Below are 20,197 nucleotides of genomic sequence, written 5' to 3'. Positions count from 1 at the left end.
GGGTGCAAATCGCCTGCAAAAAAGATGGGCTACGATATCACAGCGACCGCTACGGAACAGCGGCGCCCACAATCAGGGAGATGCTATGAGTATTCGCGATTGGCCTGCCGCCGAGCGGCCACGGGAGCGGTTATTGGCGTTGGGAGCGGGGAGTCTTTCAGATGCCGAGTTACTGGCGATTTTTTTACGCACCGGCGTGTCGGGGAAAAGCGCGGTGGATCTGGCGCGACAACTATTGATTCAATTTGGCAGCCTGCGCGCGCTGCTGGAAGCGGACCAGGTCACGTTCAGCGGTCACATGGGGCTCGGACCCGCAAAATTTGCCCAGTTGCAAGCGGCTCAAGAAATGAGCCGTCGGCATTTGGCTGAGCGGGCACGCGCTAAGACAATGCTGGAAAGTCCATTTGCGGTTCGTGAATACCTGAAGTCAATGCTGCGCCATGAACCCCATGAGGTGTTCGGTTGCCTGTTTCTCAATTCCAAGCATCAGGTGCTGACGTTCGAGGCGCTGTTCCGCGGCTCTATCGACAGCGCCAGTGTTCATCCTCGACAGGTGGTCAAAAGGGCCCTGGCCCACAACGCCGCCGCACTGATCCTGTGCCACAACCACCCCTCAGGCAACCCCGAGCCCAGCCAGGCCGACCGGATGCTCACTGAGCGGCTTCAGGAGGCGCTGGAGCTGATCGATGTGCGGGTGCTCGACCATTTCATCGTCGGCGATGGGGAGCCGTTGTCGATGGCGGAGTATGGGTGGATGTAGGCGCGATCTAACGAGCGAGGCCTTTGTGGGAGCGAGCCTGCTCGCTCCCACAGGAGGGCGCTGTGGGCTGGGTTACTTGAGGCTGACCTTGGAATAGTCCTGCCGGCCAAACGGGCTGACCGCATAACCCTGGACATCCTTGCGAGTCAGGGCGAATGCAGTCGGGTGCGCCAACGGCAGCCAGAGGGCCTGTTGCTGGATGTGCGCCTGGGCCTGTTCGTAAAGCTTGGTGCGCACGCCTTGCTCGCTGGTGGTCTTGCCGGCGCTGATCAGTTTGTCCAGGTCCGGGTTGCAGTAGCGGGCGAAGTTGGTGCCAGCCTTGACCGCCGCGCAGGAAAACTGCGGCGTGAGGAAGTTGTCAGGGTCGCCGTTGTCACCGGCCCAGCCCATGAACAGCAGGTCATGTTCACCGGCCTTGGCGCGACGGATCAGTTCGCCCCATTCGATCACCCGGATTTCGGCTCGAATGCCGATTTCCGCCAGGTCGGACTGCAGCAGTTGCGCGCCAAGGCTGGGATTGGGGTTTAGCAGGCTGCCGGAAGGGCGGGTCCAGATGGTGGTCTGGAAACCTTCTTTCAAGCCGGCCTTGGCCAGCAGGTCGCGGGCCTTGGCCGGGTCATAGGCGTAGCCGGGCAAGTGCTTGGCGTAGCTCCAGGTGTTCGGTGGATAGGGGCCGTTGGCCGCTTCGGCAGTGCCTTCGAAGACGGTCTTGAGGTAGCTGGGCTTGTCGAAGGCTAGGTTGATGGCCTGGCGCACCTCGGGCTTGTCCAGCGGCGGATGCTGGCTGTTGATCGCCACGAACGCGGTCATGAAAGCGTCGGTCTGGGCCACGCTCAGCGTAGGCTCTTGCTTGGCGGCTTGTACGTCCAGAGGCTTGGGCGACAGGGCGATCTGGCATTCGTTGCGGCGCAATTTCTGCAAGCGCACGTTGGCGTCCGGCGTGATGGCGAAGATCAAGGGGTCTACTTGGGGCTTGCCACCGAAATAATCGCCGTTGGCCTTGTAGCGAATCGAAGCGTCTTTCTGGAAACGGTTGAAAATGAACGGGCCGGTACCGACCGGCTGACTGTTGAGTTTTTCCGGCGTGCCGGCCTTCATCAACTGATCGGCGTATTCGGCCGAATAGATGGAGGCAAACCCCATGCTCAACGTTGCCAGGAAGGTCGAGTCGGCATGATCGAGGGTGAAACGCACGGTCAACGGATCCAGTGCGTCGATTTTCTTGATCAGCGCCGGTAGCTGCATCGACTGGGCGTGTGGGAAGCCGCTCTGCGCCACCTTGTGCCAAGGGTTCGCCGGATCGAGCATGCGCTCGAAGCTGAATTTCACGTCTTCTGCGGTCAGGTCGCGGCGCGGCGTGAAGTATTCGGTGTGGTGGAACTTGACCCGTGGGTGCAGCTTGAACACGTAGGTCAGGCCATCGGCCGAGACTTCCCAGTGATCGGCCAGGCTGGGGACCACTTTGCCGCTGGCGGTGTCGAAATCCACCAGGCGGTTCATCAGCACATCGGCGGAGGCGTTGGTGGTGGTCAGTGAGTTGTATTGGACGACATCGAACCCCTCCGGGCTGGCTTCGGTGCAGACGCTCAGGGCGGCGGCGAAGGCCTGCGGGGCGATCAGCAGAGGGGCGAGCAACAACGGTAGGGCAGCGAGGCGCATGGTCGGTTTCCTGTGCAAGTCGAAGGCCCATCTGCGAGTGCAGTCTGGAAAAGGCTTACCCTAGTGGGCTCGCTGGCAAATGACTATCCCCTTTTTACATTTTCCGGCACTCTGCATTGTCGCCTTGACGGCCAAACTCGCCTTCGGTTGAAAAAAACCTTGAGGTGGCGACGAGTGGTCGCCGGCCGCGCCAGCCTTTGCCGCAGCCGTCCGGGGCGGTTGAACGAGGGTTTCCAATGAAGACAAATCACATCGGCTGTTGTTGCACTGTGGTCTTTCTGGTATAAAGCAGCGCTCTTTTCTAGGGGCCCGGTTCCTTCACTGTAGGTGTAGCCGGTAAGACCCTTAAAGAAACGCGGCGCCTGGCGCCAAATGACTGAGAGATTAAGCGGCCAACCCATGCCGGGTTGGGCATGTGGTTTTAGAGGGCTGAGGCATGTCGAGAGTCTGTCAAGTTACCGGTAAGGGTCCGGTGACTGGGAATAACATTTCCCACGCAAACAACAAAACCCGTCGTCGTTTCCTGCCGAACCTGCAGCATCACCGCTTCTGGGTTGAAGAAGAGAAACGTTTTGTGCGTCTGCGCGTATCTGCCAAGGGCATGCGTATCATCGACAAGCGTGGCATCAGTGTCGTGCTGGCCGAACTTCGTCGCGATGGCAAGGTTTAAGGGAGCTAATCATGCGTGAATTGATTCGTTTGATCTCGAGCGCCGGTACTGGTCACTTCTACACTACCGACAAGAACAAGCGTACTACCCCGGACAAAATCGAGATCAAGAAATTTGATCCGGTTGTTCGCAAGCACGTGATCTACAAGGAAGGCAAAATCAAGTAATTGATTTTTCCTTCTTACGAAAAAGGCCCGTATCGCGAGATACGGGCCTTTTTTGTTGCTCAGGTTTTGTGGTCAGCGACGAGAGGGGTCAACCGCAGTTGATGCTGACAATGATTCTGTCGGCATTGGTGTGCAGGTTGATGCGTCGCGGACGCAGGTCCCAGCTCGAAGGGTACTTCGGGCCTGTCGCGCGTACGGGAGCTCCGTTGGCCAGGGCGCGAACCTCTTCCAGCAACTGAGGGGTGCATTTTTGGCCGATGGTGTATTGGGCGATGGCGAGATCGCATTGGTCGGGTAAGACGGGCATATTGCCTCCTTGCAAATAGTTATAGGATCGGGGCGCTCACCTGTCGGGTTGACCGCACGTCCTGTGCGTTGTCGTTGCGACGATAAAATGCGTGACGCCCGTGAGCAGTCTTATCTGCTGCGGTGGTCTTGACCAGCGATAGAGTGTCAGCTTCTTTTTCGGCGGGGGCTCAAGCCTTCTGTTCGAACACCACATAAATCTTGCGGCACGGCTCCAGCACTTCCCAGGTGCCCTGGAAACCCGCCGGGATCACAAACCGGTCGCCGGCCCGCAGGGTCTTGGCATTGCCGTCGTCGTCTCGCAGTACGGAAACGCCCTGGACGATTTCGCAGTATTCATGCTCGGTGTAATTGACCGTCCACTGGCCGACGGCGCCTTCCCATACGCCCGCGTTCATTTGCCCGCAGGGGCTGCTGTAGTGGTTGAACACCGTTTGTTCGGGATCGCCCTTGAACACCTTGGCCGGGTCCGGGCGATAGCGTTCGGCGGTGGTATTGGCTTGGCTGAAGTCGACGATGTCCTGAATGCTCATACGGTAAACCCCGGTAATGACGGTTCGAATGGCTGGAAGAGCCAAAGTCTATGTTTATTAAAACGAACATCGCAAGGCCGTTTGGCCGTGTTGTGTCAAATATATTGAAACATGACCGGCCGCTGGTTTAGGGTGGCGGGTGCCCCATGCCAAAAAAAGCGCCGGAAACAGACTGGCTGGGCAAAATTCTTGGAGCGCTGCGCATTGCGCGGCGTTCGTACTCAATAAGAGGAGGACACACGCATGACCACCCTGACTCGTGCCGATTGGGAACAACGCGCCCGCGACCTGAAAATCGAAGGCCGTGCCTTCATCAATGGTGAATACACCGATGCGGTGTCCGGCGAAACCTTTGATTGCCTCAGCCCGGTCGATGGCCGCCTGCTTGGCAAGATCGCCAGCTGCGACGTCGCCGACGCCCAGCGTGCTGTCGAAAATGCCCGTGCGACCTTCAATTCCGGCGTCTGGTCGCGCCTGCCGCCGAGCAAACGCAAAGCCACCATGATCCGTTTTGCCGGCCTGCTCAAGCAGAACGCCGAAGAATTGGCCTTGCTCGAAACCCTGGACATGGGCAAGCCGATCAGCGATTCCCTGAACATCGACGTTCCTGGCGCGGCGCAAGCGTTGAGCTGGAGCGGTGAAGCCATCGACAAGATCTACGATGAAGTGGCGGCCACCCCGCACGACCAGCTGGGCCTGGTGACCCGCGAGCCAGTGGGTGTCGTCGGCGCTGTTGTGCCGTGGAACTTTCCGCTGATGATGGCTTGCTGGAAGCTTGGCCCGGCGCTGTCCACCGGTAACTCGGTGGTGCTCAAGCCGTCGGAAAAATCCCCGCTGACCGCCATCCGTATCGCTGCCCTGGCCATCGAGGCCGGCATTCCGAAAGGCGTGCTGAACGTGCTGCCTGGCTACGGCCATACCGTTGGCAAGGCCCTGGCCCTGCACATGGACGTCGATACGCTGGTGTTCACCGGCTCCACCAAGATCGCCAAGCAACTGATGATTTACTCCGGCGAATCCAACATGAAGCGCATTTGGCTGGAGGCCGGCGGCAAGAGCCCGAACATCGTGTTCGCCGATGCCCCGGATCTGCAAGCGGCCGCTGAATCTGCCGCCAGCGCCATCGCGTTCAATCAGGGCGAAGTTTGCACCGCCGGTTCGCGGCTGTTGGTGGAGCGCTCCATCAAGGACACGTTCCTGCCACTGGTGATTGAAGCCCTCAAGGGTTGGAAACCTGGCAATCCGCTGGACCCGGCGACCAATGTCGGTGCCTTGGTGGATACCCAGCAGATGAACACTGTGTTGTCCTACATCGAGGCCGGTCACAATGACGGCGCCAAACTGGTAGCCGGTGGCAAGCGGATTCTCGAGGAAACCGGTGGCACCTATGTCGAGCCAACGATTTTCGACGGTGTGAGCAACGCGATGAAAATCGCCCAGGAAGAGATTTTCGGCCCGGTGTTGTCAGTCATCGCCTTCGACACCGCTGAGGAAGCGATCCAGATTGCCAACGATACGCCGTACGGCCTGGCCGCCGCTGTATGGACCAAGGACATCTCCAAGGCTCACCTGACCGCCAAGGCCCTGCGCGCCGGCAGCGTTTGGGTCAATCAGTATGATGGCGGCGATATGACCGCGCCTTTTGGTGGTTTCAAGCAATCGGGCAACGGTCGCGACAAGTCGCTGCATGCGTTCGACAAGTACACCGAGCTGAAGTCGACCTGGATCAAGCTCTGACAGTGGCGGCCCCGGACCTTGTCCGGGGCGTCATGCAGCGCTGATTCCCTCTGTGGGAGCGAGGTTGCTCGCGATAGCGGTACGACAGTCGACGACTTTGTTGAATGTTGCGCCGCCATCGCGAGCAAGCTCGCTCCCACAGTCCTTTGGGTGATGGCTGAGATTGATAACCCTCCACAGGAGCGTGGAAATGCGTTGGGCGACCTATTTCGCCGTGTTGGCGTCTGTCCTGAGTGTCGGCCTGGCCCTGGGCGTGAGCATGCCGCTGGTGTCGCTTCGCCTGGAGAGCTGGGGCTATGGCTCGTTCGCCATCGGGGTGATGGCGGCCATGCCGGCGGTTGGGGTGTTACTCGGGGCCAAGGTCTCGAGTCGACTGGCGGCGCGGTTTGGCACGGCGATGTTGATGCGCTTGTGCCTGTGGGGCGGGGCGGCGTCCATCGGATTGTTGGCGGTGTTGCCCAGTTACCCGGTCTGGCTGGTGCTACGGCTGGTGATTGGCGTGGTCTTGACCCTGGTTTTCATCCTCGGTGAAAGCTGGATCAATCAACTGGTCATCGAACGGTGGCGTGGTCGCCTGGTGGCGCTGTATGGCAGCAGCTACGCCCTGAGCCAACTGTCTGGACCGTTGCTGCTCGGCGCGCTGGGGACCGGTCACGATTACGGCTTTTGGGTGGGTGTCGGCTTGCTGCTGGTCTCGCCATTGCTGTTGCTCGGCCGCAGCGGTGCGCCTACCAGCGAGGCCGGCAGCGTTACGTTCGCAGATTTGTGGGCATTTTGCCGAGGTTTGCCGGCAATCGCCTGGGCCGTGTCATTGTTCGCGGCGTTCGAGGCGATGATCCTGACTCTGTTGCCGGTTTATTGCCTGCGCCAGGGCTTCAGCGCCGACATTGCGTTGGCGATGGTCAGTACGGTGGTGGTCGGTGATGCCTTGCTGCAATTGCCCATCGGCGCCCTGGCCGATCGCCTGTCTCGCCGGTCGTTGTTCACTGGCTGCGCAGTGGCGCTGATGTTGTCGAGCCTGGCGGTACCGCTGTTGATCGATACGGTGCTGATCTGGCCGCTGTGGGTGCTGTTTGGCGCCAGCGCAGGCGGTTTGTTTACCTTGTCACTGATCCTGATTGGCGAGCGTTACCGCGACGATGCGCTGGTGCGGGCCAACGCCCATGTAGCGCAGCTGTGGGGGATCGGCTGCCTGGTTGGTCCGTTGGCGGCGGGGGCGGGGAGTCAGTGGGTCAGTGGGCATGCGCTGCCGTTGCTTATGGCAGCGGGGGCGTTCGGGTTGGTGATCCTGTTGTTGCGCCAAGGGGCATTTGGAGCGACCCAAACAGCCTGAGCATACCCAAATCCCGTGGCGAGGGAGCTTGCTCCCGCTCGGTTGCGCAGCAACCGCAAAAGCCGGGACTGCTTCGCAGTCCAGCGGGAGCAAGCTCCCTCGCCACCAAAAGCGGGCTGCCTCTAAAGCATCTGTTCCAGTCCGATGGTCGTACTGAACCAGGCATTGAACCGGCGCCACCAACTGCCCGGCTCGCGGTCCAGGTCATGCAATTTGCCGTTGTCTTCGGTCGTCCACACCAACCTTCCATCTTCCAGCCGGGCCTGATAACTCAGGGCTGGCGCCATGCCTTGCAAGGCCAGTTCCCGCACTTGGCCGGCGAGTTCCGGACTGTCCACCAATACGCCGACTTCGGTATTCCACAGCACCGAGCGCGGGTCGAAATTGAACGAGCCGATGAAGGATTTCTGGCGGTCAAAAATGATCGCCTTGCTGTGCAGGCTCGAGTCCGATTCGCCGTAGGACTTGCTGTAGAACAGGTGAGGACTGCTGCCGGTATCGCCCGGTTGCCGTCGCAGCTCGAACAGGCGTACGCCATGTTGCAGCAGCGCCTTGCGATAGGGCGCATAGCCGCCATGGACCGCCGGCACGTCAGTGGCTTCCAGGGCGTTGGTCAGAAGGCTCACCGACACGCCGGCATCGGCTCGGCTGGTCAGGTACACCAGGCCTGTCTGGCCAGGCACGAAATAGGCCGAAATCATGATCAGTTCTTTACTGACACCCGTCAGCTCAGGGGCCAGTTGCGTGGTCAGCAACAGCTGTGGATCCGGCTCACCCTTGGCCAGCACCTTGCTGGGCGCGTCCCACAAGGCCTTGTTCCAGGCCCAGACCAACTCATTGCGCCAGGTGTCCAGGCGTGGCTGGGTCTTGTAGCGGGTCAACTGCTGGTACAGCGCGTGGTTTTCTTTGTGCGTCTGCTCCATGGACTCTTGCAGGCGCAAGCGGCTGTTGGCCAAGTCCTTGGGGGTTGGGCGGTGGGACAGGAATTGCTCGATGGGTTTGCTCAGGGCGCTGTTCCAGTACTGGTCGAAGCCGTGCCCCAGTTGTTCGGCCACTGGCCCGACGCTGAGCAGATCGATGTCGGTGAAGTTCAGGTTGGGTTCGGCGTCGAAATATTCGTCCCCCAGGTTGCGGCCGCCGACGATCGCCATGCTGTTGTCCGCCAGCCATAGCTTGTTGTGCATTCGGCGATGTTGCTGCGACAGGTTGAGCAGGCGCCCGAGACCACGAGTCACGCCAGTGGCGCGTCCCAGGTGCAGCGGGTTGAACAGGCGGATCTGGATTTGTGGATGGGCGGCGAGGGTGGCGATGATCTGGTCCTGGCCATCGCTGGTGGTGTCGTCCAGCAGGATCCGCACGCGCACGCCCCGGTCGGCGGCCTTGAGCAGTTCATCCACCAGCATCCGCGTGCTGATGCCGTCGTGAACGATGTAGTACTGCAAGTCCAGGCTGCTTTGGGCGTTGCGAATCAGTTCCGCCCGGGCGGTAAAGGCATCGGTGCTGTCCGAGAGCAGGCGAAAACCCGATCGCCCTTCATGGGGCGCTGCCTGGGCCTGGACCGAGCGGCCGAATGAGGAGTCGGAGGCCGGCAACGCCTGGGAGGGCTCGCGGGTGACATCAAGGCTGGCGCAGCCGCTCAGTAGCGCGGCGACAAACAGAAGCACATGCAGGATCGGGCTGGATCTCACGTAGGATCGTTCCGCTTGTTTGCGTTGATCGGCTATTGGGTGCTGCTTCTCAGCGTACAGTTCAGACGGTGTCGCGGCGGGTTTCGTTCAACAGCGCGATGGCAGCGGTGCCGACTTTGCGCACAGCTTCTTCGATCTGTGCCGTTGGCTTGGCAGCGTAGTTCATGCGCAGGCAATTGCGGTACTTGCCTGAGGCCGAAAAAATGCTGCCGACGGCCACCTGCACGCCTTGGTCGAGGAGGACTCGATTGAGCTTCAGCGTGTCGAAGCCGTCCGGCAATTCGACCCACAGCATGAAGCTGCCTCGCGGGCGGCTGGCACGGGTGCCCGACGGAAAGTAGCGGCTGACCCAGTCGATCATTACGTCGCGATTGCGCTGGTATTGCGTGCGCATCCGGCGCAAATGAGGTTCGAAATGCCCGCCTTTCAGGAATTCGGCAATGGCGATCTGCGGTTGTGGCGCGGTGGAGCCCGTGCTGATGTATTTCATGTGCAGCACCCGCTCCAGGTATCGGCCCGGTGCGACCCAGCCAACTCGCAGGCCCGGTGCCAGGGTCTTGGAAAAAGAACTGCAGAGCAGGACGCGGCCGTCTTCATCGAAGGACTTGATAGTGCGTGGTCGTGGGTAGGTGTAGGCCAATTCCCCATACACATCGTCTTCGATAATTGCCACGTCGAAGCGCTGCGCCAGGGTCAGCAGGGCACGCTTGTTGGCCTCGGGCATGATGTAGCCCAGCGGATTATTGCAACTGGGGGTTAACTGTATGGCCTTGATTGGCCATTGCTCCAACGCCAGTTCCAGTGCGTCCAGGCTGATGCCGGTCAGCGGGTCGGTAGGGATTTCCAGGGCCTTCATGCCCAGGCCCTTGAGGGTTTGCATGGCCCCGTGAAAGCTGGGCGAGTCCACCGCGACGATGTCGCCTTGTTCGCAGGTGGCGCGGATGCTGACGGACAGCGCCTCGTGACAGCCTGTGGTGACAATCAGGTCGCCCGGGTCCAGATGGCAGCCGGAGTCCAGTGACAGGCGGGCAATCTGTTCTCGCAGCGCGAGGTTGCCGTAGATGTTGTCGTAATACAGGCCGGGCATGTCTTGCCGGCGGCTGATCTGCGCCAGGCTGCGCAGCAGCGGTTTCATGGTCGGCGAATGAATGTCCGGCATGCCGCGCCCCAGTTGCACCACGTCCGCCCGCGGCACGGCGCGAATCAACTCCAGCACTTGGTCCCATTGGGAAATATCCACCGGTCGCTGGGCTGGACGGCCTACTGCTGGCAGGTCTGGCAGTTCGCGGCTGGCCGGTACGAAATAGCCGGATTTGGGTTTGGGCATCGCCAGCCCGCTGTCCTCCAGCACGCGATAGGCCTGCTGCACCGTACTGAGGCTGACCCCGTGTTCCGTACTCAAGGCTCGTACCGACGGCAGCCGGTCGCCGGGGCGGTAGAAGCCCTGTTCGATGCGGGTACCGAGCAGCTCGGCGAGGTTCACGTACAGGGTCATTGTGTGCTCCCAATGAGATGGACAACGGTAACCAATACAGATTAGCCAAAAAAAGACGATTCAGTCCCGGAAAAGCTAAATCTGTATGTAAACAAAACACATTGTTTGAATCTGTATTGCTTCTGGTCGTCCGCGCATCATGAAACCTCTGGCTACCCAAGTAAACAGGAGCGATCAAAATGAACGGCTTGAGCGATGTGCGGCTGACTTTACACAGTCAGGAACTGGCGGCAGGGCGGGATAAGGAGCTGCGCGATGCGATGTTGCGCAATGCGCCGTCCTGCCTGGGTCGCTGGGGGCTGTACTGGCATCGCCTGCATACACGCAAAGTCTTGCTGGAGCTGACACCCGAACAGTTGCGTGATATCGGACTGAGCCCGGAGCTGGCGCGGGAAGAGGGGCTCAAGCCGTTCTGGCGGCTTTGAAGCAACAGGAAGCTCTGTGGCGAGGGAGCTTGCTCCCGCTCGGTTGCGCAGCAACCGCAAAAAAAGAAGGGCCGCTGCGCAGCCCAGCGGGAGCAAGCTCCCTCGCCACAGGGGATTAAACCAACTCTTTGAACCTATGCCACAACATCCCCAGCGCCAACAGCGGCGAACGCAAATGCTTGCCGCCGGGGAAGGTCATGTGCGGCACCCGGTCGAACAGATCGAACCCACCGCTTTGTTGCCCGCTGATGGCCTCGGCCAATAGCTTGCCGGCCAGGTGTGTGGCATTCACCCCATGACCGGAGTAGGCCTGGGCGTAATACACATTGGGCTGGTCCTTGAGCCGGCCGATCTGCGGCAAACGGTTGGCACCGATGCCGATCATCCCGCCCCATTGATAATCGATCTTCACATCCGCCAGTTGCGGGAAAACCTTGAGCATCTTCGGACGCATGTAGGCGCCGATGTCTTGCGGGTCGCGGCCCGAATAATGACAGGCCCCGCCAAACAGCAAGCGTCGATCCGCCGAGAGCCGGTAGTAATCCAGCGCCACCCGTTGATCGCAGACCGCCATGTTCTGCGGCAGTAAGGCCTGAGCCTGGGTCTGGCTCAAGGGTTCGGTGGCGATGATGTAGCTGCCGGCGGGCAGCACTTTGCCGCTGAGCTGTGGATTGAGCCCACTGAGGTAGGCGTTGCAACCCAGCACCAAGGTCTTGGCACGGACAGAACCCTGTTGGGTATGCACCTGCACTTCGTGGCCATAATCGATGCGCGTGACTGCCGATTGCTCGAACAGCCTGACGCCCAGTTGCTGCGCAGCGGCGGCTTCCCCCAAGGCCAGGTTCAGCGGATGCAGATGGCCCGAACCCATGTCGATCAGGCCGCCAACGTAGCGATCCGAACCCACGACGCTGTGCATTTCATGGGCTTGCAGCAGCCGAGTCTGATGGCGATAACCCAGGCTGCGCAGTTCTTCGGCTTCTTGCGCGAAGCCTTCCAGGTCGCCGGATTTGTTGGCGAGGTCGCAGTAACCCCAGGTGAGGTCGCAGGGGATCTGAAAACGCTCGACGCGTTGTCGGACGATTTCCACGGCTTCCAGCCCCATGAGTTTCATCTGACGTACGCCGTCGGCACCGATGACCGGGGTGAACTGATCGAGGCCATGGCCGACGCCACGAATCAACTGGCCACCGTTACGGCCGCTGGCGCCCCAGCCGATCTTGTGCGCTTCGAGCAGCACCACGCTCATGCCGCGCTCGGCCAGTTCAATCGCCGTATTCAGCCCGGAAAACCCGCCGCCGACCACGCAGACATCCGCCACCAACTCGCCTTGCAGCACTGGATGGTCTGGTTGCGGCAGACTGCTGGCGGCGTAGTAAGAGGCGGCGTGCGCGTGGTTCGGAACAGGTTGCTGAACACGGGCGTTCATGTGCGTAATCCTGATTATTGTGTTTGAGAAATTTTACGGAGCATAAGCCGTGGCTTCATGGGTGGGCAACACCGGTCGGCTGGCGCTGTCTGGAATATGGCTTTTCAGGCAGAATCGCGAATTGTCCCACCTCGGTAATCGTCCCGATGAGCTGCAACAGTCAAAAAATCCGCACGCTGCGCCAACAGATTCCCTCGTTCGAGTGTGTACCGGGTTGCCATGACTGCTGTGGTCCGGTGACCACCTCACCGGAAGAGATGGCCCGCTTGCCGCGTAAAAGTCGCGCTGAGCAGGATGCAGCCATGGAGGCACTTGATTGCGTGCACCTGGGGCCGAATGGTTGCACGGTCTATGACGAGCGGCCGCTGATCTGCCGGTTGTTCGGTACCACCGCGACGCTGCCGTGCCCCAACGAACGGCGGCCGGTGGAACTGATCCATCCGCGGGTCGAGCAGCAGATCCATGAGTACATGGCGGCTAATCGCCAAGTCCTGGTCTAGGGATCAATCGGGAATCGGCAGGTTCAGGCTCTCCTTCACCTCTTCCATCACGATGTAGCTCTTGGATTCGCGCACATGGGGCAGTTTGAGCAGGATGTCGCCCAGTAGCTTGCGGTACGAAGCCATCTCGGAAATCCGCGCCTTTACCAGGTAGTCAAAATCCCCTGACACCAAGTGGCATTCCAAGACGTGGGGCAATTTCAGCACGGCGCGTCGGAACTCTTCGAAAGTATCGCCGGACTTGTAGTCGAGGCTGATTTCGACGAACACCAGCAGGCTGCCCTTCAAGTGCTGCGGGTTGAGCCGGGCGTTGTAGCCCATGATGATCCCTTCGCGCTCTAGGCGCCGTACCCGCTCGGTGCAGGGCGTTGTGGAAAGACCGACCTTCTCCCCCAACTCGGTAAAGGAAATCCGCCCGTCCGCCTGGAGAATGCGCAGGATGTTGCGGTCGATCTTATCCAGCTCGCGTTTGGTCTGGGTATTGGTACGCACAGGTGATGCGCCTCCATGAAAAGGGTTTTTGCCGAGAATTCTCGCCAAATATAGGCAGTTATATAGTGAAAAGCACTGGCTAATCTTTTTTACACTGCGCTCATCGAAGCTTTGTATAACAAACGTCAGCGGTTATCCGCGATGAGGGCATCAACATGCGCGTTCTGGTCTTGGGTAGCGGCGTCATCGGTACGGTCAGTGCTTACTATCTGGCCCGAGCCGGGTTTGAAGTCGTTGTGGTCGACCGCCAACCGGCGCCGGCCATGGAAACCAGCTTCGCCAACGCCGGCCAGGTGTCGCCGGGCTACGCGTCGCCGTGGGCCGCGCCGGGTGTGCCGCTCAAAGCGATCAAGTGGCTGTTGCAACGTCACGCGCCGCTGGCAATCAAGGCCACCGCCGACATCGACCAGTACCTGTGGATGGCGCAAATGCTGCGCAACTGCACCGCCAGCCGCTATGCCATCAACAAGGAGCGCATGGTCCGCCTGTCTGAATACAGCCGCGATTGCCTCGACGAGCTGCGCGCTGAAACCGGCATCGCCTACGAAGGCCGCAGTCTGGGGACTACCCAACTGTTCCGCACCCAGGCACAGCTTGATGGCGCGGCAAAGGATATCTCGGTGTTGAAAGAGTCCGGTGTGCCGTTCGAAGTGCTCGACCGCGCAGGCATTGCCCGGGTCGAACCGGCCCTTGCCAATGTCACCGACATTCTGGCCGGTGCTCTGCGCCTGCCCAACGACCAGACCGGTGATTGTCAGATGTTTACCACGCGTCTGGCGGAAATGGCCGTGAAGCTCGGGGTGCAGTTCCGCTTCGGCCAGGATATCCAGCGCCTGGACTACGCAGGCGACCGTATCAATGGCGTCTGGATCGACGGCAAGCTGGAAACCGCCGACCGCTACGTCCTGGCCTTGGGCAGTTATTCACCGCAGTTGCTCAAGCCCCTTGGGATCCGCGCCCCGGTTTATCCACTCAAGGGCTATTCCCTGACCGTGCCGATTACCAACCCGGCGATGGCGCCGACCTCGACCATTCTCGACGAAACCTACAAGGTTGCGATCACTCGGTTCGACAACCGCATTCGCGTGGGCGGGATGGCGGAAATTGCTGGTTTTGACCTGTCTCTCAATCCACGTCGGCGCGAAACCCTGGAGATGATCGTCAACGACCTTTATCCTCAGGGGGGCAATCTGGCCGAAGCCAGTTTCTGGACCGGCTTGCGCCCGACCACCCCGGACGGCACGCCGATCGTAGGGGCTACACCTTTCAAGAATCTATTCCTGAACACCGGCCACGGCACCCTCGGATGGACCATGGCCTGTGGTTCCGGTCGCTTGCTGGCGGACCTGATGGCGAAGAAAACGCCGCAGATCAGCGCCGAAGGCCTCGATATTTCCCGTTATGGCAGTAAACACCAGGAGTCTGCAGAACATGTCAATCCAGCGCCAGCTCACCAATGACCGCATGAGCCAGGTTGTCGTGCACAACGGCACCGTTTACCTGGCGGGGCAGGTCGGCGACGACATGAGCGCCGGTATCGAGCAGCAGACCCGTGAAACCCTGGCCAGTATCGAGCGTTTGCTGGACCTGGCCGGGACCGACAAGAACCGTCTGCTGTCGGTGACAATTTACCTGAAAGACATTGAGGCCCATTTCGAGGGCATGAATTCGGTCTGGGACCAGTGGCTGCCCAAAGGCGTCGCCCCGGCCCGTGCCACGGTGCAAGCCAAGTTATGCGAACCGGAGATTCTGGTGGAGCTGTCCGTTGTGGCCGCGCTGCCTTAATACCTGGCAAAACGATCCCTTTCCCGGCGCTGTTGGTGGTCAAGACCATCAGCCAGCGTCGGTTTTTTATCCGTTGACCGCCTAGAAGTCTGCCGCCATGCGTCCTGCCCGTGCCCTGATCGACCTTCAAGCCCTGCGTCACAACTACCAATTGGCCCGTGATGTCACAGGGGCCAAGGCCCTTGCGGTGGTCAAGGCCGATGCCTATGGGCACGGCGCGGTGCGCTGCGCCGAGGCGTTACAGGACACGGCCGACGGGTTCGCCGTAGCGTGTATCGAAGAGGCCTTGGAGCTTCGGGCCGGCGGGATTCGTGGACCGGTCCTGTTGCTGGAAGGCTTCTTCGAGGCCGATGAGCTGCGGTTGATCGTCGAGCATGATTTCTGGTGCGTGGTGCATTCGTTATGGCAGCTTGAGGCGATTGAAAGCGCGAGCCTGAGCAAACCCATCACGGTCTGGCTCAAGCTCGATTCGGGCATGCACCGGGTCGGGTTGCATCCGACGGATTATCAGGCCGCTTATCGTCGACTGCTGGCCAGCGGCAAAGTGGCGAAGATTGTGCTGATGAGCCACTTCGCCCGCGCCGATGAACTGCACGACCCCTGCAGCACGCAACAACTGGCTGTTTTCGAGGCGGCTCGCCAGGGGCTGGCAGCGGAGATCAGCCTGCGCAATTCCCCGGCCGTGCTGGGTTGGCCGCAGATGCCGAGCGACTGGGTCCGACCAGGCATCATGCTCTACGGCGCGACACCCTTTGATGAACCCAATGCCATCGCCTCGCGCCTGCAACCGGTGATGACCCTGGAATCAAAGATCATCTGCGTGCGTGAATTGCCCGCCGGCGAGCCGGTGGGCTACGGAGCTCGCTTTGTGACCGAGCAACCGAGCCGGGTCGGGGTGGTCGCCATGGGGTATGCCGACGGCTATCCGCGCCAGGCGCCGAACGGCACGCCGGTACACGTGGAGGGGCAGCGCAGCCAGTTGGTCGGGCGGGTGTCGATGGACATGCTGTGCGTCGACCTGACCCATATCCCCCAGGCCGGGCTCGGTTCGACCGTGGAGTTGTGGGGCAAGAACATCCTCGCCAGCGACGTCGCGAAGGCTGCCGACACAATTCCTTATCAGATTTTCTGCAACCTGCGGCGGGTGCCACGGCTCTATTCCGGGCACTGACACCACGCGCAACCTACCGAAAGTCGCTTCACCGCACAGGATTCGGGGCAAAGTGTTGTAAATACTGAACGCTGTCGCCATGATAACGGTCACTTTCCACACAACCTGATTCCCTGGAGGCTCCAGCATTGGACGTCGGTGAACGACTGCAATCCATTCGTAAACTCAAAGGCCTTTCCCAGCGCGAACTCGCCAAGCGCGCGGGCGTCACCAACAGCACTATTTCGATGATCGAGAAAAACAGCGTCAGCCCCTCGATCAGCTCGCTGCGTAAGGTCCTTGGCGGGATTCCCATGTCCATGGTCGAGTTTTTCTCCGAAGAAATCCTCCAGGAGAAACCGACTCAGATCGTCTACAAAGCCAACGAACTGATCGACATCTCCGACGGCGCCGTGACCATGAAGTTGGTGGGCAGGGCACACCCAAGCCGGGCGATCGCCTTCCTGAACGAAATCTATCCGCCTGGCGCCGACACCGGTGAAGAGATGCTCACCCATGAAGGCGAGGAAACCGGGATTTTGGTGGAAGGGCGGCTGGAGCTGGTGGTCGGCGTCGAAACTTTCGTGCTCGAAGCGGGTGACAGCTACTATTTCGAGAGCACCAAGCCACACCGTTTCCGTAATCCGTTCGATGTGCCGGCGCGACTGATCAGCGCAGCTACACCGGCCAATTTCTAGAAAACGAGGCGTCGAGCCTTACGGCAAAGGCGCCCAAGGAATGAGCTGTCATTGCAAACAAGACCCTTGCGACTTTGGGGTTGTTTCAGTGTGACGGGCTTACCGCTATACTTGCGCCCGCCTGCAAACCGTGGCCGCAGGCGTGACTAGCCACCATTGAGGGTGTACGCGTGAACCTAATTATGAAAATGCTGGCTGCACCAGCAACCGTATTGGCCCTATGGGCTGCGAGCGCCCAAGCAGCGCCCAACGACGAAATCGCCAAGCGCCTAGAACCCGTCGGCCAGGTCTGCGTTCAGGGGAAGGAATGCAAAGGCATGGAAGTCGTGGCCTCGGCTGGCGGCGGTGCGGCCAAGACGCCGAAAGATGTCATTGCCAAACATTGCAATGCTTGCCACGGCACCGGCCTGCTGGGCGCGCCGAAAATCGGTGACAAGGCTGCCTGGAAAGAACGCGCCGATCACCAGGGCGGCCTCGACGGTATCCTGGCCAAGGCCATTACCGGCGTCAACGCCATGCCACCTAAAGGCACCTGCGCCGATTGCTCGGATGACGACCTCAAGGCCGCCATCAAAGAGATGTCCGGTCTGTAATAGGCCAGCATCTTTCACAAAAAAGCCGCTTACGAGCGGCTTTTTTGCGCCTGGGGTTTTTCAGGACTGTTCAGCGCAACCAACTCCCGGCAAGCTCGGTCCAACCCACATTCATGGAATGCCCTGGAGGGTCGGATGGTGCAGTTGTGTTCAATCGAACAGGCGGTGGACGAGGTGCTCGAGCGCCTGCCTGCGCATATTCACCTCGGCATGCCCCTGGGGTTGGGCAAACCCAATTTGTTTGCCAACGCGCTGTACCGGCGCATCGCGCAATTGCCTGAACGCCAACTGACCATTTACACGGCGCTGAGCCTGGGCCGGCCGAAGCTGGGCGATGGTTTGCAGAAGCGCTTCCTCGAACCCTTTGTTGAACGGGTTTTCGGCGACTATCCCGAACTCGATTACCTTACCGACCTGCATCAGGACAGCCTGCCGGCCAACATACGGGTCGAGCAGTTCTTCATGCAGCCTGGCAGTCTGCTGCACAGTGCATCGGCCCAGCAGAGCTATGTCAGCAGCAACTACAGCCACGCCGCCCGGGACATCAACGCGGCCGGCTTGAACCTGGTGGCGCAATTGGTGGCGAGCGACCCCGAACACCCGGATCGCCTGAGCCTGAGCTGCAACCCGGACATCACCCTCGACCTGCTGCCGATGATCGCCAAGCGGCGTGCGGCCGGGGAGACCATCCTGATGGTGGGCCAGGTTCACAGTGATTTGCCCTACATGCCGGGGGACGCGGAGATTGGCATCGACGGTTTTGACTTGTTGATCGACGAGAAGGACAGCCACACACTGTTTTCCACGCCGAACATGCCGGTGGGGTTCCAGGATCATCTGATCGGCCTGCACGCCAGTACCCTGGTGCGTGATGGCGGGACGCTGCAGATCGGTATCGGTGCCATGGGCGACGCGTTGACGGCGGCGCTGCTCGCGCGCCAGGCGGATAACGCCGGCTACCAGGCCTTGTTGGCGGACCTGAACCTCAGCCAGTGGGCGCAATTGATCGAGCGCGAGGGTGGCGTCGAGCCGTTTGCCAAAGGGCTGTACGGTTGCAGTGAGATGTTCGTCAACGGCCTGCTGGTGCTGGCGGATGCCGGGATCATCCGGCGCAAGGTCTACCCCGATGTTCCGACCCAGGAGCAGGCCAACGCTGGAACCCTCGACGAGGCGGCGCAACCCGACGGCATCTGCGTACATGGTGGTTTTTTCCTCGGCCCACGCAGTTTTTACGAGCGCCTGCGCGAGCTGCCGCAGAGCCGACGCCTCGAATTCAACATGACCCGCATCAGTTACATCAACGAGCTGTACGGCCAGGAACAACTCAAGCGGTTGCAGCGACTCGATGCCCGTTTTATCAATACGGTCTTCATCATGACCCTGATGGGGGCTGGCGTGGCTGACCAGTTGGAAGATGGACGGGTACTCAGTGGCGTGGGCGGGCAGTACAACTTCGTTGCCCAGGGCCATGCGCTGGAGGGCGCGCGCTCGATCTTGCTGTTGCGCAGTTGGCGCGAGGCAGGCGGCGATATCAGTTCGAATATCGTCTGGCAGTACGGCCATTGCACGATTCCCCGGCACCTGCGGGACATCGTGGTGACCGAGTACGGCATCGCCGACCTGCGGGGCAAGACCGATGCCGCGGTGATCGAGGCGCTGCTGAACATCAGCGATTCACGCTTCCAGCCGGGGCTGATCGAGCAGGCGCAAAAAGCCGGTAAGTTGCCGAAGGATTTTCGTCTTGATCCGCGATTCGCCGACAACACCTCGGAGCGTTTGCAGGCGATCCAGGCGCGGCATCCGAACCTGTTTCCGGAGTACCCGCTGGGCTGCGATTTTGACGACGTGGAGCGAGACCTGCTGCGCGCGCTGAACTGGCTCAAGAGCAAGTTCAAGCTCACCGAGATTCTGGAACTGGGCAAAGCTGCTCTTGACGCCCCGGAGCCATGGGAGTTTGCCGGGCATCTAGAGCGGATGCAGCTGACCAGCCCTGAAGGGCTGAAGGAGGAGTTGTTCCAGCGGCTGTTGCTGGCCGGCCTCAAGGCCACGGCGCCACAGCGAACAACCTGAACCCCTGTGGGAGCGAGCTTGCTCGCGATGAGGCCGGCACACCCAACATCAACCTCGGCTGATAGTCCGCTATCGCGAGCAAGCTCGCTCCCACAGGGTGAAATTGGCTGGTCAATCGATAAAGGTCACAACCCCACCGGCCAGCGACTTCACCCGGGCCAACGATTCAACGCGATACCCCTGGGCATCCAGTTCCGCGCGGCCACCCTGAAACGACTTCTCGATCACGATTCCCAAGCCGGCCACGGTGGCGCCAGCCTGTTTGATGATCGAGATCAGCGCCTGGGACGCTTTACCGTTAGCCAGGAAGTCATCGATGATCAGCACTCGGTCACTGCTGGTCAGGTGGCGCGGGCTGATGGCCACGGTGCTTTCGGTCTTCTTGGTGAACGAATACACGGTCGCCGACAGCAAGTTTTCCGTCAGGGTCAGGGACTGTTGCTTGCGGGCGAAAATCACCGGTACGCCAAGGATCAGGCCAGTCATGATCGCCGGGGCAATGCCCGAAGCCTCGATGGTGACGATCTTGGTGATGCCCGAATCCTTGAACAGCGCGGCAAATTCGTCGCCAATCAGTTTCATCAACTGTGGGTCGATCTGGTGATTGAGAAACGCGTCGACTTTCAGAACCTGATCGGAAAGCACGATGCCTTGCTCGCGGATTTTCTGGTGCAGGGCTTCCATGAAGCCTCCTCTAATGACGCTTT

Annotated in this window: 21 protein-coding genes; 13 read left to right on the top strand and 8 right to left on the bottom strand. The window is 60.4% G+C overall.

From position 1 onward, the window contains the following. The first annotated feature begins 85 nt into the window (after positions 1–85). Positions 86–760, top strand: coding sequence for a RadC family protein (radC, locus tag QNH97_RS27920; protein ID WP_283554808.1), 675 nt, complete (start codon positions 86–88; stop codon positions 758–760). A gap of 72 nt (positions 761–832) precedes the next feature. Here radC and QNH97_RS27915 read toward each other — a convergent pair whose 3' ends face one another. After that, entirely contained in the window at positions 833–2,419 is a 1,587-nt protein-coding gene (locus QNH97_RS27915) for an ABC transporter substrate-binding protein (RefSeq protein WP_283554807.1), read from the bottom strand. Positions 2,420–2,855: 436 nt separating this feature from the next. Between QNH97_RS27915 and rpmB the strand changes: the two genes are divergently transcribed. Together rpmB and rpmG are read left to right on the top strand one after the other, a co-directional pair. After that, positions 2,856–3,089, top strand: a complete 234-nt coding sequence (rpmB, locus tag QNH97_RS27910) for a 50S ribosomal protein L28 (RefSeq protein ID WP_003177273.1) — start codon at positions 2,856–2,858, stop codon at positions 3,087–3,089. Positions 3,090–3,100: 11 nt separating this feature from the next. Continuing rightward, positions 3,101–3,256: a 50S ribosomal protein L33 gene (rpmG, locus tag QNH97_RS27905; protein WP_007894709.1), complete on the top strand. Its 156-nt coding sequence runs from the start codon at positions 3,101–3,103 to the stop codon at positions 3,254–3,256. Between the two features lie 88 nt (positions 3,257–3,344). Here the strand turns inward: rpmG and QNH97_RS27900 are convergent, their stop codons facing one another. Beyond that, a complete protein-coding gene (locus QNH97_RS27900; RefSeq protein ID WP_150753847.1) occupies positions 3,345–3,563 on the bottom strand; it encodes a peptidase inhibitor in 219 nt (72 codons plus the stop codon). A gap of 169 nt (positions 3,564–3,732) precedes the next feature. After that, positions 3,733–4,095 (bottom strand): cupin domain-containing protein, encoded by a 363-nt coding sequence (locus QNH97_RS27895; protein WP_063323807.1) that lies wholly within the window; start codon positions 4,093–4,095, stop codon positions 3,733–3,735. 243 nt (positions 4,096–4,338) lie between these two features. Here QNH97_RS27895 and QNH97_RS27890 point away from each other — a divergent pair, with 243 nt between their 5' ends. Together QNH97_RS27890 and QNH97_RS27885 are read left to right on the top strand one after the other, a co-directional pair. After that, positions 4,339–5,832, top strand: coding sequence for an aldehyde dehydrogenase (locus tag QNH97_RS27890; RefSeq protein WP_283554806.1), 1,494 nt, complete (start codon positions 4,339–4,341; stop codon positions 5,830–5,832). Positions 5,833–6,022: 190 nt separating this feature from the next. Continuing rightward, positions 6,023–7,165 carry an MFS transporter gene (locus tag QNH97_RS27885; protein ID WP_283554805.1) on the top strand — a complete coding sequence of 381 codons (1,143 nt, stop codon included), beginning with the start codon at positions 6,023–6,025 and terminating at the stop codon, positions 7,163–7,165. Positions 7,166–7,287: 122 nt separating this feature from the next. On the opposite strand, the gene QNH97_RS27880 is transcribed toward QNH97_RS27885, so the two are convergent. Further along, positions 7,288–8,853 carry a phospholipase D family protein gene (locus QNH97_RS27880; protein ID WP_283554804.1) on the bottom strand — a complete coding sequence of 522 codons (1,566 nt, stop codon included), beginning with the start codon at positions 8,851–8,853 and terminating at the stop codon, positions 7,288–7,290. A gap of 61 nt (positions 8,854–8,914) precedes the next feature. Next, a complete protein-coding gene (locus QNH97_RS27875; RefSeq protein WP_283554803.1) occupies positions 8,915–10,348 on the bottom strand; it encodes an aminotransferase-like domain-containing protein in 1,434 nt (477 codons plus the stop codon). Positions 10,349–10,527: 179 nt separating this feature from the next. Here QNH97_RS27875 and QNH97_RS27870 point away from each other — a divergent pair, with 179 nt between their 5' ends. Then, positions 10,528–10,773: a DUF1127 domain-containing protein gene (locus QNH97_RS27870; protein WP_283554802.1), complete on the top strand. Its 246-nt coding sequence runs from the start codon at positions 10,528–10,530 to the stop codon at positions 10,771–10,773. Between the two features lie 115 nt (positions 10,774–10,888). On the opposite strand, the gene QNH97_RS27865 is transcribed toward QNH97_RS27870, so the two are convergent. Continuing rightward, entirely contained in the window at positions 10,889–12,202 is a 1,314-nt protein-coding gene (locus QNH97_RS27865) for an NAD(P)/FAD-dependent oxidoreductase (RefSeq protein ID WP_283554801.1), read from the bottom strand. A gap of 146 nt (positions 12,203–12,348) precedes the next feature. On the opposite strand from QNH97_RS27865, the gene QNH97_RS27860 reads away from it, so the two are divergent. After that, entirely contained in the window at positions 12,349–12,702 is a 354-nt protein-coding gene (locus QNH97_RS27860) for a YkgJ family cysteine cluster protein (protein ID WP_283554800.1), read from the top strand. A 3-nt stretch (positions 12,703–12,705) separates the two neighbouring features. Here QNH97_RS27860 and QNH97_RS27855 read toward each other — a convergent pair whose 3' ends face one another. Next, positions 12,706–13,194, bottom strand: a complete 489-nt coding sequence (locus QNH97_RS27855; RefSeq protein ID WP_003206849.1) for an Lrp/AsnC ligand binding domain-containing protein — start codon at positions 13,192–13,194, stop codon at positions 12,706–12,708. A gap of 155 nt (positions 13,195–13,349) precedes the next feature. Between QNH97_RS27855 and dadA the strand changes: the two genes are divergently transcribed. The 6 genes from dadA to QNH97_RS27825 all read left to right on the top strand — a co-directional run bounded on the left by dadA (position 13,350) and on the right by QNH97_RS27825 (position 19,490). Then, entirely contained in the window at positions 13,350–14,654 is a 1,305-nt protein-coding gene (gene dadA, locus QNH97_RS27850) for a D-amino acid dehydrogenase (protein ID WP_283554799.1), read from the top strand. Continuing rightward, positions 14,626–14,979 carry a RidA family protein gene (locus QNH97_RS27845; RefSeq protein WP_283554798.1) on the top strand — a complete coding sequence of 118 codons (354 nt, stop codon included), beginning with the start codon at positions 14,626–14,628 and terminating at the stop codon, positions 14,977–14,979. The genes dadA and QNH97_RS27845 overlap by 29 nt, the downstream gene beginning before the upstream one ends. Before the next feature lie 97 nt (positions 14,980–15,076). After that, positions 15,077–16,150: an alanine racemase gene (gene alr / locus QNH97_RS27840; protein ID WP_283554797.1), complete on the top strand. Its 1,074-nt coding sequence runs from the start codon at positions 15,077–15,079 to the stop codon at positions 16,148–16,150. 128 nt (positions 16,151–16,278) lie between these two features. Further along, positions 16,279–16,827 (top strand): cupin domain-containing protein, encoded by a 549-nt coding sequence (locus QNH97_RS27835; RefSeq protein ID WP_003206841.1) that lies wholly within the window; start codon positions 16,279–16,281, stop codon positions 16,825–16,827. Between the two features lie 182 nt (positions 16,828–17,009). Beyond that, the gene (locus QNH97_RS27830; RefSeq protein WP_283557567.1) at positions 17,010–17,420 is read left to right on the top strand and encodes a c-type cytochrome; all 411 of its coding nucleotides are present in this window, start codon (positions 17,010–17,012) and stop codon (positions 17,418–17,420) included. Between the two features lie 135 nt (positions 17,421–17,555). Next, positions 17,556–19,490: an acetyl-CoA hydrolase/transferase C-terminal domain-containing protein gene (locus QNH97_RS27825; RefSeq protein WP_283554796.1), complete on the top strand. Its 1,935-nt coding sequence runs from the start codon at positions 17,556–17,558 to the stop codon at positions 19,488–19,490. Positions 19,491–19,601: 111 nt separating this feature from the next. Here QNH97_RS27825 and QNH97_RS27820 read toward each other — a convergent pair whose 3' ends face one another. Further along, positions 19,602–20,174, bottom strand: coding sequence for a xanthine phosphoribosyltransferase (locus QNH97_RS27820; RefSeq protein WP_025216115.1), 573 nt, complete (start codon positions 20,172–20,174; stop codon positions 19,602–19,604). Between the last annotated feature and the right edge of the window lie 23 nt (positions 20,175–20,197).

It is taken from the genome of Pseudomonas sp. G2-4, assembly GCF_030064125.1.
Lineage (GTDB): Bacteria > Pseudomonadota > Gammaproteobacteria > Pseudomonadales > Pseudomonadaceae > Aquipseudomonas.
The sequence above is the reverse complement of the archived record's forward strand: the minus strand, read 5'-3'. Positions and strand labels throughout refer to the sequence as shown.